At 63.7% G+C, this 13,725-nt stretch carries 13 protein-coding genes; 4 read left to right on the forward strand and 9 right to left on the reverse strand.

Features of this window, described 5'->3' with window-relative positions; genetic code table 11:
* Nucleotides 1-4 precede the first annotated feature (4 nt).
* The 7 genes from J2X35_RS13525 to J2X35_RS13555 all read right to left on the reverse strand — a co-directional run bounded on the left by J2X35_RS13525 (nucleotide 5) and on the right by J2X35_RS13555 (nucleotide 8,532).
* The gene (locus tag J2X35_RS13525; RefSeq protein ID WP_056112765.1) at nucleotides 5-733 is read right to left on the reverse strand and encodes an ABC transporter ATP-binding protein; all 729 of its coding nucleotides are present in this window, start codon (nucleotides 731-733) and stop codon (nucleotides 5-7) included.
* Nucleotides 733-2,583, reverse strand: coding sequence for an ATP-binding cassette domain-containing protein (locus J2X35_RS13530; protein WP_310186055.1), 1,851 nt, complete (start codon nucleotides 2,581-2,583; stop codon nucleotides 733-735). The genes J2X35_RS13525 and J2X35_RS13530 overlap by 1 nt, the downstream gene beginning before the upstream one ends.
* Entirely contained in the window at nucleotides 2,583-3,974 is a 1,392-nt protein-coding gene (gene livM / locus J2X35_RS13535; protein ID WP_056112763.1) for a high-affinity branched-chain amino acid ABC transporter permease LivM, read from the reverse strand. Before livM ends, J2X35_RS13530 begins: the two co-directional genes overlap by 1 nt.
* Before the next feature lie 3 nt (nucleotides 3,975-3,977).
* Complete coding sequence (locus J2X35_RS13540) at nucleotides 3,978-4,880, reverse strand: branched-chain amino acid ABC transporter permease (RefSeq protein WP_056112760.1); 903 nt, start codon at nucleotides 4,878-4,880, stop codon at nucleotides 3,978-3,980.
* Between the two features lie 333 nt (nucleotides 4,881-5,213).
* Nucleotides 5,214-6,215, reverse strand: a complete 1,002-nt coding sequence (locus J2X35_RS13545) for a 4-hydroxyproline epimerase (protein ID WP_310186057.1) — start codon at nucleotides 6,213-6,215, stop codon at nucleotides 5,214-5,216.
* A 10-nt stretch (nucleotides 6,216-6,225) separates the two neighbouring features.
* Nucleotides 6,226-7,554, reverse strand: a complete 1,329-nt coding sequence (locus tag J2X35_RS13550; protein ID WP_405023214.1) for an NAD(P)/FAD-dependent oxidoreductase — start codon at nucleotides 7,552-7,554, stop codon at nucleotides 6,226-6,228.
* Between the two features lie 66 nt (nucleotides 7,555-7,620).
* Nucleotides 7,621-8,532, reverse strand: coding sequence for a dihydrodipicolinate synthase family protein (locus J2X35_RS13555; protein ID WP_310186058.1), 912 nt, complete (start codon nucleotides 8,530-8,532; stop codon nucleotides 7,621-7,623).
* A 104-nt stretch (nucleotides 8,533-8,636) separates the two neighbouring features.
* Between J2X35_RS13555 and J2X35_RS13560 the strand changes: the two genes are divergently transcribed.
* The 3 genes from J2X35_RS13560 (at nucleotide 8,637) to J2X35_RS13570 (ending at nucleotide 10,233) form a co-directional block, all read left to right on the forward strand.
* Nucleotides 8,637-9,296, forward strand: a complete 660-nt coding sequence (locus J2X35_RS13560; protein WP_310186172.1) for a GntR family transcriptional regulator — start codon at nucleotides 8,637-8,639, stop codon at nucleotides 9,294-9,296.
* Nucleotides 9,297-9,409: 113 nt separating this feature from the next.
* On the forward strand, nucleotides 9,410-9,799 hold the full coding sequence (locus tag J2X35_RS13565) for a DoxX family protein (protein ID WP_310186060.1): 390 nt from the start codon (nucleotides 9,410-9,412) through the stop codon (nucleotides 9,797-9,799).
* Between the two features lie 26 nt (nucleotides 9,800-9,825).
* The gene (locus J2X35_RS13570) at nucleotides 9,826-10,233 is read left to right on the forward strand and encodes a DoxX family protein (protein WP_310186062.1); all 408 of its coding nucleotides are present in this window, start codon (nucleotides 9,826-9,828) and stop codon (nucleotides 10,231-10,233) included.
* Nucleotides 10,234-10,295: 62 nt separating this feature from the next.
* On the opposite strand, the gene J2X35_RS13575 is transcribed toward J2X35_RS13570, so the two are convergent.
* Nucleotides 10,296-11,792, reverse strand: coding sequence for a CoA-acylating methylmalonate-semialdehyde dehydrogenase (locus J2X35_RS13575; protein ID WP_310186064.1), 1,497 nt, complete (start codon nucleotides 11,790-11,792; stop codon nucleotides 10,296-10,298).
* Between the two features lie 175 nt (nucleotides 11,793-11,967).
* On the opposite strand from J2X35_RS13575, the gene J2X35_RS13580 reads away from it, so the two are divergent.
* Nucleotides 11,968-12,849: a LysR family transcriptional regulator gene (locus J2X35_RS13580; protein ID WP_310186066.1), complete on the forward strand. Its 882-nt coding sequence runs from the start codon at nucleotides 11,968-11,970 to the stop codon at nucleotides 12,847-12,849.
* A 123-nt stretch (nucleotides 12,850-12,972) separates the two neighbouring features.
* Here the strand turns inward: J2X35_RS13580 and J2X35_RS13585 are convergent.
* The coding region (locus tag J2X35_RS13585; protein WP_310186067.1) for a hypothetical protein at nucleotides 12,973-13,725 on the reverse strand (753 nt) is incomplete at its 5' end.

Raw genomic sequence — 13,725 nt, forward strand, 5'->3', positions numbered from 1 at the left:
AAACCTAGTGATGGCCGCCTTCGAGATAGGCCGCCCGCACTTCCGGATTGGCGAGAAGCTCCTTGCCGCTGCCGCTCATGGTGACGTTGCCGTTGACCATGACGTAGCCGCGGGCGGCGAGCTTGAGCGCGCCGAAGGCGTTCTGCTCGACCAGGAAGACGGTCAGACCCTCGGTGCGGTTGAGTTCGCGGATGGCGTCGAATATCTGCCTGACGATCAGCGGAGCCAGACCCAGCGAAGGCTCGTCGAGCAACAACAGCTTTGGCCGCGCCATGAGCGCGCGTCCAATCGACAGCATCTGCTGCTCGCCGCCCGAAAGCGTGCCGCCGCGCTGGCCGATACGCTCCTTCAGCCGGGGAAACAGCGTGAACACCTTCTCGACGTCCTCATTGTAATATTTGAGGTTGTCGAGGCTTGCCCCCATCTGCAGATTTTCCATCACCGTCATGCGCGGAAAAATACGGCGGCCTTCCGGCGACTGCGCAATGCGCATGCGGGCGATTTCGTGCGTCGGCATACGCGTGATGTCGGTGCCGGCGAAGGTGATGGTGCCTGAGCGCGCCCGGGGCGCACCGAAGATAGTCATCATCAGCGTCGACTTGCCGGCGCCGTTGGCGCCGATCAGCGCGACGATCTCGCCTTCCTTGACGCTGACATCGACGCCGTTAAGCGCCCGGATGTTGCCGTAGAAGGTTTCGACGCCGCGAATATCGAGAAGGTTTTCGCCGGCCATCACTTACGTCCTCCACGCTTGCCGCCGGCCGGTGCGGCCGTCTTCGACGGATGGCTGGTCTCGACCTTGCCGGCATCGACGCGGCGCGAGAATTCCGTCTCCTTGCCGCTGGCTAGCGTCTTCGCCTGGGCGACCCAGCCCTCGCGGGCAATGCGCCCGTCGAAGGCGAGGTAAGCTTCGGCTGCGACGATATCAGGCTTCTTCCAGGCGGCGATCTGGTCGAAATGGAAGATGCCGTGATCGTTCAGCTTCTTCTCGTTGACCGAGCCGATGCCCTTGATGCGGGTAAGATTGTCGGCCTTGCCGCCGCGCGGCTTGCTGAGGCGGTTCGAAATGCCGACGGGCTTCGCAGCCGGTGTTTTGGCTGAGACAGGTTTGGAGGCGGTTGGCTTGGACGCAATGGCCTTGGCGGCGGGTTTTGCGGCAGCAGATTTGGCGGCGGCCGGTTTGGTCGCGGCCTGCTTCGCAGATGCTGTCTTTCCGGAAGCCGCCTTCGACGCCGGTGCTTTCGCTGTTGCGCTTTTGGTGGACGCCGCCTTGGCAGGTACGGGTGCCATCCCGGTTGTTTTCGCCGGCGTCGGCCGCGCTGATTTCCCGGCTGTTGTGGGTGCGGGCTTGGCGGTTTTAGCCGGAGACAATAGCCCCGTCGCCGGAGCGGATTTAACCGGCGCGGATTTCGACGCAGACTTTGTAGCCGCGGGTTTTACAGACGCGGATTTGACCGGCTTTGCGGCGACCGCGGTTGCCATCGGCTGCTTGGCGGTCCTGGCTGATGCTTTTTTCGCCGCAGGTCTGACCGTCTTTGCGGGGGTGGTGGCGGTGGAAGCGGCCGTTGCCGGCGCCGCCTTCACCCGATCCGCTTTCGAGGCGCCCTTGGCGACAGTGACGCGCTCGCCGTCACGGTGTCCAATCGTGTCATCGAACGACCCGGCCATCATGGAGGATGACGCGCCGGGACCATGCGCGGCGTCGGGGCCGGCGTCGAGCTGTTCGATGACATCCTCGTCGCCGACTTCGGCAAGCACCTCGGTGACCTCCTCGTCGTCGACGCCGAGATAGGCGGCGATGACGCGGGGGTCGGAGCGTACGGATTGCGGGTCGCCGTCGGAGATCTTGCGACCGTACTCCAGCACCACGACGTGATCGGAAATCTGCATGACCACCGACATGTCGTGTTCGATCAGCAGGATCGAGGTGCCGGTGTCGTTCTTGATGCCCATCAGCAAGGTGTTGAGGGCAAGTGACTCCTTCGGATTGAGACCGGCCGCGGGTTCGTCGAGGCACAGAAGCTCCGGTCCGGTGCACATGGCGCGGGCGATCTCCAGCCGGCGCTGGGCGCCGTAGGGCAAGTCGCCTGCGGGATCGTCGGCGCGGTCGACCAGGTCGGCCTTTTCCAGCCAATGCTTGGCAAGCTCGATGGATTCGGCAGACGCCTGCTTGTAGCCGCGGAAGCCGAGCAGGCCGAGGATGGTATAGCCCGAAGCCTTCATCAGCTTGTTGTGCTGGGCGACGAGCAGGTTCTCGAGCACGGTCATGCCGGAAAACAGACGGATGTTCTGGAAGGTGCGGGCCACCTTGGCGCGCGCCGGAATCTCATGGTTCGGCAGCCGCTCCAGCAGATAGGAGGAGCCGTCGCGCCGGTTGAGAGTGATCATGCCTTCAGACGGCTTGTAGAAGCCGGTGATGCAGTTGAAGACCGTGGTCTTGCCGGCGCCGTTCGGCCCGATCAGCGCCGTGATCTCGCCACGCCTGGCCTGGAAGGACAGATCGCCGATGGCGACCAGGCCGCCGAATTTCATCGACATGTGTTCGACGTCGAGGATGGTGTCGTTCATGCTGCTCGCGTCCATCAGCCGTGCCCTTCCTTGGTGAAGGAACCGGAGACGGCCCGGCGCTCCTTCAGGAAGGCGGTCGGTTCTCGACTGCCGACAAAGCCGCGCGGTTTCCACAGCATGACGACCACCATGGCGATGCCGAACAAAAGCATCCGGTAAAGTTCAGGGGTGAAATCCCGTCCGAAGATCGCCTTCAGGAAATCCAGCTCACGCAGGATTTCGGTGCCGCCGATCATCACCGCCGCGGCGACGGCGATGCCGCCCAGCGAACCCATGCCGCCGAGCACGACGATGGCCAGGATGATGGCGGATTCGATGAAGACAAAGGATTCGGGGCTGACGAAGCCCTGGCGGGCGGCGAAGAAGGAGCCGGCGAAGCCGCCGAACATGGCGCCGGTGGCGAAGGCCGTCAGCTTGGTGGTGGTGGTGTTGATGCCGAGCGAACGGCAGGCGATCTCATCCTCGCGCAGGGCTTCCCAGGCACGGCCGACCGGCATGCGGCGCAGGCGGATGGTGACGAAGGCGGTGAGCAGGCACAGAAGCAGGATGAGGTAGTAGAGGAAGATCTTGTAATAGGCTCCGGAGGGCGCGATCTCCAGCACCTTGCCGATGTAGTTGTCGTCGGAAATGTTGAACGACATCAAACCGAAGAATGAGACTTTCGGGATGCCCGAAATGCCGGCGGAACCGTTGGTGACCTCACGCCAGTTGATCAGCACCAGCCGGATGATCTCGCCGAAGGCAAGGGTAACGATGGCAAGATAGTCGCCGCGCAGCCGCAGCACCGGGAAGCCGAGGATGACGCCCCAGAATGCCGCCATGAGGCCGGCGCAGGGCAGCAATATCCAGAACGACAGGCCGAAATGCGAGCCGAGCAGCGCGTAGGCATAGGCGCCGACGGCATAGAAGGCGACGTAACCCAGGTCGAGCAGGCCGGCGAGGCCGACCACGATGTTCAGGCCCCAGGCGAGCATCACATAGATGAGGATCTGGATGCCGAAATTGTCCACCCACTTCAGCGAGCCCTGCAGGCCGGCTGTGGAAACGACAAGGATCGGGAACAGGAACAGGGCAGCGATGCCGATGGCATTGAAATTCCGCCGGATAAAGCCGGGTTCAGCGGTCGACGCCGGCGCGTTCGCCTGCGCGGCCTTGCGGCGCTCCAGCGCCGGCTGGCCAAAGGCGACATAAAGAAAGCGGCCGGCCATGGTGATGAGCACCACCGCCGCCAGCAGACCCCAGCGCTGCACCAGTACCAGTTCATTGCGGATGTTCTGGTCGGTCTTGAGGCCGATCAGGAGAAAGAACAGCCCGAATGAGATGACGCCGGCGAACAGCGATTCACGGATGGCGCGCGTGATCGGCCTGGCGGCCGCGCCGCTCGAAGGGGAGACGGTAACGGCCATGGATCAGACCTTTTCGACTTCGGGCCGGCCAAGGATGCCGGAAGGCAGGAAGATCAGCACGATGGCCAGGATCGAGAAGGCGGCGACATCCTTGTAGTCGATGGAGAAGTACGCCGACCACATGCTCTCGATGAATCCGATCATCAGGCCGCCGAGTACGGCGCCCGGCAGCGAGCCGATGCCGCCGAGCACAGCGGCTGTGAAGGCTTTAACGCCCGGAACGAAGCCATCGGAGAAGGATACGACGCCGTAGTACATCAGGAACAGTGTGCCGGCGACGGCAGCCAGGGCTGCGCCCATGATGAAGGTGATGGAAATGGTGCGGTCGACATCGACGCCGAGCAGCGCCGCCATCTTGCGATCCTGTTCGCAGGCCCTTTGCGCACGGCCGAGCGAGGTGCGGTTGACCAGATACCAGAACACGGCGAGCAGGATGGCGGTCACGACGATGATGATGATCTGCTTCAGCGAAACCGAGATGCCGCCGATGTTGTAGACCTGGCTGACCATGGGCGGGATCGGCTTGTTGCGCGGACCCTGGGTGACCTGGACGAAATTGGAAAGCGCGATCGACATGCCGATGGCGGTAATGAGCGGCGCCAGCCGGAACGAGCCGCGCAGCGGCCGGTAGGCCACCTTCTCGATGACCCAGTTGTAGAGGCCGGTCAGGAGCATCGCCACGATCATCATGATCAGCAACGCCACCACGACGGGCACCGAATAGAACAGCGCGCCGAGGATCAGAAAGACGATGAGAGCGATGAAAGCACCGACCATGAAAAGATCGCCATGGGCGAAATTGATCATGCCGATAATGCCGTAGACCATCGTATAACCGATGGCGATCAATCCATAGATAGATCCCAGCGTCAGCCCGTTGATCAATTGCTGAACGAAATACTGCATATTCACAAGGCTCCCCTGAGATTTCGCCGCAAGGACGCATCCCTTTTCATATTGTTCCTAGTCGTAAGGTTCTGATCCCGGATTGCAACGTGATTCTTCGGCCGATCAGCTCGAAGTGAAGCACGCCATCCGGGTGCCTGTTTTTCGGCTTCTGCCCCTGGACTATCGTGGACCGTAACATTGGCACAACGCAATGTCTTTGACGATTCCGAACCGATTTTCTGCCTTTCTTCGAAAGATATCGCGCTGAGAAGGGCTGCTGAGACGGATCGTTGCGCTGGTTTCAAGGCAAAAATCTCCGGCATCGCGGAATGGAAGAGGCCGAGTCGAAGATCACCGGACAACGAAGCCATGGGCGAAGGGATCGCGATCGTCGATGAAGATGGTGTTCAGGCCGGTCTGCCGCGCCCAGCCGCCGATGGAGGGCACGATGGCAGGTTTGCCACCCACCTCGACTGTTTTTTCCACCCTGCCCTTGAACAGCGAGCCGATGATCGATTCATGGATGAATTCGTCTCCCGGCCTGAGCGCGCCCTTGGCGGCGAGCTGCGCCATGCGCGCTGACGTGCCGGTGCCGCAAGGCGAGCGGTCGATGGCCTTTTCGCCATAGAAGACGGCGTTGCGGCCATGCGCCTCCCGATGCACGGGCGCGCCGGTCCACTGGATGTGCCGCAGCCCGTTGATGTCCGGATTTTCCGGATGGACAAAGGAATAGAGGTCGTTGAGGCGCTGCCGCAGCACGGGGCTCCACGCTATGAGGTCGCCGGCCGAATAGTCGGCCAGGTCGCGATAGTTCTTCTGCGGGTCGATGATGGCGTAGAAGTTGCCGCCATAGGCGATATCGACGCGCAGTTCGCCGAGATCGGGGCACTCGACCGGAAGGTCCTCAGCGTAAAGGAAGGACGGCACATTGGTGATGCGCACCTCTTCGACATAATTGCCGACCTGCTTGTATTCGGCGACGACCAGGCCTGCCGGCGTATCGAGCCTGAGCGTACCCGGCGTCTTCGGCTTCACCAGACCGTTCTCGACGGCCATCGTCACCGTGCCGATGGTGCCGTGCCCGCACATGGGCAGGCAACCCGACGTTTCGATGAACAGGATGGCGATGTCGCAATCTTCGCGGGTTGGCGGATAAAGGATCGATCCAGACATCACGTCATGGCCGCGCGGCTCGAACATCAGGCCGGTACGGATCCAATCATACTCGGCAATGAAATGCGCCCGCCGCTCGATCATGGTCTTGCCTGCGAGCAATGGCCCGCCGCCGGCGACCAGCCGCACCGGATTGCCACAGGTATGACCGTCGAGGCAGGTGAAGGTGTGACGCGACATTCGATCTTCCTCAGAAACGCTGCGGTGAAAACGGAGCGAGGTCGAGTGCGGGAGAGTGCCCCAGCAGTATATCGCGGATCAAGCGGCCCGTGGCGGCGGCCTGCGTCAACCCCAGATGGCCGTGGCCGAAAGCGTAAACGATGCCGGGTGCATTGCGGGCCGCGCCGATGACGGGGAGCGTATCCGGCAGCGATGGCCGAAAGCCCATCCATTCGCGGCCGCCGGTAGGATCGAGGCCGGGCAGGAAGGCTTTCGCCTTTTCCAGCATCGCCTTCGACCGGTTGAAGTTGGGCGCGCGCTCGAGGCCGGCAAATTCAACCGCTCCGCCGACCCGCAAACCGGTTTCCAGTGGCGTGACGACGAAACCATGGCCGGAGAAAATGAGCTGCCGCCTCAGGTCGAAGGCCGTTGGTGGCAGGGTGGTGTTGTAGCCGCGTTCGGTTTCGAGCGGGATCGGGTCGCCGAGCTGGCGCGCCAGCAGATGCGACCAGGCGCCAGCGGCGATAACGACGCGGTCCGCGCCCGCGCTGCCACCATTGGCGAAGCTTAGCACGCCGCCCGGCTGGCCGTCGCCGGCAGCCTCGATGCCGTCGATCCTGACCCGCTCGAAGCGGGCGCCCCTCGCCTCGGCATGGGCCCAGATTGCCTTGCCCAAAAGCTTCGGGTCGGACACCGTCTTCCAGCCAGGAATGAAGGTGCCTTTTGTGAAGCGCGGCGAGAGGCCCGGCTGCAAGGCTGCAAGGTCTTCGCCATCGACGTGGCGGTAGCCGATGCCGAAGCGGTCGCGGGCGGCCCAGCCGGGCAGGGAGGAGCGGAACTCCGCCTCGCTTTCGTAAAGTTCGAGCGAGCCGTCCTCGCGCAGCATGGATCTGGTGCCGGAGCTCTCCATGAGATCGGCCCATTCGCTTTCGGCCAAGGCCATCATCGACGCCTGTGCCGCAAGCGCCGCTTCATAGCGGTCGGCGTTGCCGGCACGCCAGAAACGCCAAAGCCAGGGCAGCAGCCTTGGCAGATAAGCGGGTGAAATGGAGAGCGGGCCGAGCGGGTCCGTCAGCCAGCGCGGAAGGTTCCGCATCATCCCCTTGTGCGCCAGCGGCAGCACGTCGGAGAAGGCGAAGGCGGCGGCGTTGCCCGAACTCGTCTCCTCGCAGATGCCGGTGCGGTCGTAGACAGTGACGGCGTGGCCGGCTTCGGTCAAATAGGCCGCGCAGCAGATGCCGATGATGCCGCCGCCGACAATGGCGATGCGGTTTCCTTCTCCTCCTTCACGCGGAGAAGGTGCCCGGAGCGCGGAGGACGGATGGTTTGGACTTCCGCGGAAATCGGAACTGTCAGACACGTCGGCGCTGCCCTCATCTGGCTGCCGCCATCTTCTCCCCGTGAACGGGGCGAAGAAAGGCTTCTTTCAGGCCGCCTTGGCCACGCTCAGCTTCGGCAGCTCCGGCCGCACAGCCAAGGCATCGCGGACAATCTTTTCGACGGCCGTGCGCCGTTCGCCCGACAGGGGCTGGCGCGGCATGCGCACCCGCTCGTTGGTGCCGATGGCCAGCGCCTCGGCCAGCTTGATATTCTGGACCAGATAGGTCGAGACGTCGAGGTCGAGCAGCGGCCGGAACCAGCGATAAATGGCGAGCGCCTCTTCGCGCTTTCCCTGCTTCATCAGATGGTAGATGGCGACGGTTTCCTTCGGGAAGGCGGTGACCAGCCCGGCAACCCAGCCGATCGCGCCGACCGAAAGCGCTTCGAAAGCGAGGTTATCGACGCCGGTGAACAGGTCGAAGCGGTTGCCGAAGCGGTTGATGATCTCGGTGGAACGGCGGATGTCGTCGGAGGATTCCTTGACCGCGACGAACAGAGAATCGTCGGCAAGCTGCTCCATGACCTCGACGGTGACGTCGACGCGGTAGGCGACGCGGTTGGAGTAGATCATCACCGGCAGCCCGCCAGCGGCCGCCATGGCGCTCAGCGTCGCGGCGGTTTCCTGCGGATTGGTGTGGTAGATGGGCGAGGGCACGATCATCAGCCCGTCGGCGCCGGCCTTGGCGGCGCTTTTGGCCAGCGCGGCGCCTTCGCGGGTGCCGGGCTCGTTGATGGTGAGCAGTACCGGCTTTTTGCCGGCGACGCCCTGCGCCGTTTTCAGCACGGCGAGCTTTTCCTCCACCGACAGCATCGGCCCCTCACCGAGCGAACCGGCGACGATGATGCCGTCGCAGCCGGCCTCCATCTGCAGCCCGAAGCAGCGCTCCATCTCGGCATGGTCGAGGCGGTCGTCGTCGGTGAATTTGGTCGTTACGGCAGGGAAAACTCCGGTCCACATGATCGTGCTCCATCTGATATATCAGTAATATATTTTAAGATGCACGGTCTGTCAATGGGAATCCGCTTTTGATATATCTTTCCTCCATCGTCGAGGAGACCGTCGTGACGTTTGCCGAAGAAAGCCTTTCCTTTGAACCCGTTGCGGCGAAAGCCTACCGCGCCCTTGAACGGATGATCGTCACGCTGGAACTGGCGCCCGGCGGCTTCCTGACCGAAGGTATCCTCATCGACAAACTACGGCTCGGCCGCACCCCGGTCCGCGAGGCCATCCAGCGGCTCGCCTGGGAAGGGCTGCTGGAGATACGCCCGCGCGCCGGAATCGCGGTGGCGCCGCTGCACGCGTCGGACTGGCTGCGCGTCATCGACGCGAGGCGCGGTGTGGAAGTGGTGCTTGCCCGCTCGGCTGCCCGCTTCGTCACCGACGAGGGCGCCGAGCGCTTCCACGACGCTGCGCTTGCCATGCAGAAGGCTGTCGTCTCCGGCAATGTGTTCGCCTTCCTGGAAGCGGACAAGACGATGGACGAGGCGCTGGCCTTCGCGGCCGACAATCCTTTCGCGGCAAGGCTGGCCGCGCCGCTGCAGACGCACAGCCGGCGATTCTGGTTCCGCTACAAGGCCGATACGGGGCTTGCCGAATCCGCCGAGCATCATGTGGGGCTGATCCGCTCGATCCTTTCCGGAGACGAGGATGCCGCCGGCAAGGATGCCAAGCGGTTGATGGGGCTGCTGCGGAGCCATGCCGAAACGGCGGCAAGGCGCTAACGCGACCGATCAGGCTGGCTTCGGCCTTTGTCCGGCATTTTTTTATTGGCCGATGTCGGCGCAGTCGTGTCTCGCCCGTCTTCACTTCGACACTGATCGTCAAGGAGATGGCCATGAACGAGAAGACGATGACACGGATGGGTTATGTGCTGTCGGGACTGTTTGTGCTGTTCATGCTCGGAGCATCCGTGACACCGAAGCTGCTCGGCCTGCCGGTCGCTGACGAGACGATGACGGCGCTCGGCTGGCCGACCGGCTACACGCTGCCGATCGGGATTCTCGAACTGGTGCTGACGCTGCTCTATCTCTATCCGCGCACCAATATACTCGCCGCGGTGCTGTTCATGGGTCTGCTCGGCGGCGCCATGGCGACGCAGATCCGCGTCGGCAATCCGCTTTTCAGCCACATCCTGTTCAGCGTCTATCTCGGCCTGTTCCTTTGGGGTGGGCTGTGGCTGCGCGATCCGGCGCTGCGGGCGCTGTTTCCGTGGCGCCGCCACTGAACGCCAACATTTCAAGGGAGGACACAATGGGTAAGACAATCGCCATTCTCGTCGCGAGACTGATTTTCGCAGCGGCCTTCGCCATGGCGGCCGCCTTCAAGTTCGCCGGCATGCAGATGACCGCCGATTTCATCGCGGCGGCCGGGTTCCCGATACCGCTGGTTCTGGCCTGGCTGGCCGCGTTTTTCGAGGTGGCGCTGGTGTTGGGTTTCCTGACCGGAGCGTTCTTTACCGAAACCGCCCTGCTTGCAGCCGTCTATGTGATCTTTCTGGCCTTCGCCTTCCACGGACCGTCGCGCTGGGCCGGAAATCAGATGGAGTTCGGCTTTTTCGTCGATCACTTCACCTTCCTGGCCGGCCTGCTGTTCGCCGCGGTTCACGGTTCGGGCGACAGGCTGGCGTTGCATTCCGGCTTTATCTGGAAGCGGGCCTAAAGAAAAAGGCCGCGGACATCCGCGGCCTTTTTTGCGATGCGGCAGAGCCGACGCCCGATAGATCAGTTCATCGTCGGGATGACGAATTCGGCGCCGTCCTTGATGCCGGACGGCCAGCGCGAGGTGACCGTCTTGGTCTTGGTGTAGAAGCGGAACGCATCCGAACCATGCTGGTTCAGATCGCCGAAGCCCGACGCCTTCCAGCCGCCGAACGTGTAGTAGGCGATCGGCACCGGGATCGGCACGTTGACGCCGACCATGCCGACCTGGACCTTGGATGCGAAGTCACGCGCCGCATCACCGTCGCGGGTGTAGATGGCGACACCGTTGCCGAACTCATGCTCGTTGGCGAGCTTGATCGCGTCATTGTAGGTTGGCGCGCGCACGACCGAGAGCACGGGGCCGAAGATTTCTTCCTTGTAGATGCGCATGTCGGGGGTCACATCGTCGAACAGGCAGCCGCCCATGTAGTAGCCATTCTCGTAGCCCTGCATGGTGAAACCGCGGCCATCGACCACCAGCTTGGCGCCTTCCTTGACGCCGATGTCGACATATCCCTTGACCCGCTCCAGCGCCTGCTGGGTGACCAGCGGGCCGAAATCGGCTGAGGAATCGGTCGATGGGCCGACCTTGAGGCTCTCGACACGCGGGATGAGCCGCTCGAGGAGGCGGTCCGCCGTTTCCTTGCCCACCGGCACCGCGACCGAGATCGCCATGCAGCGCTCGCCGGCCGAACCGTAGCCGGCGCCGATCAGGGCATCGACCGTCTGGTCCATGTCGGCGTCGGGCATGATGATCATATGGTTCTTGGCGCCGCCGAAGCACTGCACGCGCTTGCCGTTGGCGCAGCCGCGCGAATAGATGTACTGCGCAATCGGCGTCGAACCCACGAAGCCGATGGCCTTGACGTCCTGGTCGTCGAGGATGGCGTCGACGACTTCCTTGTCGCCGTTGACGACGTTGAGGATGCCGGCCGGCAGGCCGGCTTCGACGAACAGTTCGGCGATGCGCAGCGGCACGCCGGGGTCGCGCTCGGACGGCTTGAGGATGAAGGCGTTGCCGCAGGCGATGGCCGGAGCGATCTTCCACAGCGGGATCATGGCCGGGAAGTTGAACGGCGTGATGCCGGCGACGACGCCGAGCGGCTGGCGCATGGAATACACATCGATGCCCGGTCCGGCGCCGTCGGTGAACTCGCCCTTCATCATGTGCGGTGCGCCGATGCAGACTTCGACCACTTCGAGGCCGCGCTGGATGTCGCCCTTGGCGTCGGCGATGGTCTTGCCATGTTCGCGCGCCAGGATCTCGGCCAGCGAATCGTATTCGCGGTTCGCCAGTTCGAGGAATTTCATCAGCACGCGCACGCGGCGCTGCGGGTTGGTGGCGGCCCAGGCCGGCTGCGCGGCCTTGGCGTTCTCCACCGCCGCGCGCAGTTCTTCGGTCGAGGCGAGCGCCACCGTGCCGCGGACGGAACCGTCCATCGGCTGCATGACGTCCTGCTTGCGGCCGCTCTTGCCGGCGACGCGCTTGCCGCCGATGAAGTGCCCATATTCGATCATTGTTCCACTCCCTGGAATTCTAGCATGGGCCACTCTCGACCTTTGGCGGGCGGAAGGCAACGCGAGCGCAAACGCAACCGATGTGCAGAAATTGATAGACAAGAGAAAGCGTGCATGGTTTTTCGCAGATTGCGCGGTGATCCTCTTGCGCGAATGGGGAGAATGGGAGGGCAGGATGAACTGGGATGACGTGCGCATCTTCCTTGCCGTGGCGCGAGCCGGGCAAATCCTCGGCGCGGCCAAACGGCTGGAACTGAACCACGCCACCGTTTCACGCCGCATCGCCGCGCTGGAGGAGGCGCTGAAGGCCAAGCTTTTCCGCCGCCTCACCACCGGCAGCGAATTGACGCCGGCCGGTGAGCGCTTCCTCGACATCGCCGAGCGTATGGAAGCCGACATGATCGCGGCCCGCTCCACCGTGGCGGGCGAGGGCGAGGATGTATCCGGCATCGTGCGGATCGGCGCGCCGGACGGATTCGGCGTCGCCTATCTGGCGCGGCGGCTTGGTGCGCTGACCTCCCTGCACCGCGATCTCACCATCCATCTGGTGCCGGTGCCGCAGTCCTTCTCGCTGTCGCGTCGCGAGGCCGATATCGCCATCACGGTGGAGCGGCCGACCGAGGGCCGTCTGGTGGCGGGCAAGCTGGTGGACTATACGCTCAGCCTGTTCGCCTCGCGCGGCTATGTCGAGGCGCACGGTCTGCCTGCATCGGCGGCGGAGCTGGCGAACCATACGCTGATCGGCTACGTGCCCGATCTCATTGTCAGCCGTTCACTCGATTACGCTGCCGAGTTCAGCCCGGAATGGCGCTCGTCCTTCGCCATATCCTCGGCGCTGGGGCAGGCGGAAGCCGTGCGTTCGGGGGCTGGCATCGGCATATTGCACACCTTCGTCGCCCGCTCGATGCCGGACCTTGTGCCGGTCGAGATCGCCGCGCCTATCCGCCGTGCCTACTGGCTGGTCTATCATGAATCGGTTCGGCCGCTGCGCCGGGTCCAAGCGGTGGCGAGCTTTATAAGCCGGACAGTGGAGAAGGAACGCAGTCTGTTTGCATGACCATGCCGGTTCGCCAGCCGGGTTCGACGAGGCCTGAAACGGAAGGCTATCTAACAAAAACCCGCGGAGCGATCCGCGGGTTTTGCATTTTCACGCTGGCGACAATGCGCCGGAAGGCAATGATCAGACATTGCCCTTGAGCCTGGAATTGCAGAGGCTGTAGTAGCCGCCGCCCTTCTGGATCCAGCGCAGGCCGCCGAGCGCGTCGGCGTCCTTGTTGGCGTAGTATTGCTCGAGGCAGGTGTGCATGCGTCCCTTGCCGGGCGTTTCGTCGGCGAACTTGCGAGCGATCGTGGCCGGGAACTTGACGCCGCGCGGCGCCCGCACGGTTGGCGTTTCAGGTTCGCCGCTGTAGCTGGCCTCGTCGGCGCTCGGCACGGTGTCGTCGTCGGATGCTCCGGCGCCGCACTGGGCTTTGCGGAAGTCATTCCACTTCATGCCGTTCAGCGAACCGCCGGCCTTGGCGCTCTGATACCTGGCGCTGCACTCGGCCATGCTCAGGCCCTTTGCGTCGTCGTTGGCGGCTGCCTTGGTTGTCTTCTTGGCGGGCTTCGTCTCCGCGGCCGTGGTTGCGCCGGCGGCGCATTCGGTCTTGCGGAAATCGTTCCACTTGGTGTCGCCGAGCGAGCCGGCGTCCTTGGCCGCCTGATACTTGGCGCTGCACTCGGCCATGCTCAGGCCCTTTGCGTCGTCGTCGTTGGCGGCTGCCTTGGCCGCCTTCTTGGCGGGCTTCGTCTCAGCAGCCGTGGTGGCGCCGGCGGCGCATTCGGTCTTGCGGAAGTCGTTCCACTTGGTGTCGCCGAGCGAGCCGGCGTCCTTGGCCGCCTGATACTTGGCGCTGCACTCGGCCATGCTCAGGCCCTTTGCGTCGTCGTC

It is taken from the genome of Mesorhizobium sp. BE184, assembly GCF_031457045.1.
GTDB lineage: Bacteria > Pseudomonadota > Alphaproteobacteria > Rhizobiales > Rhizobiaceae > Mesorhizobium.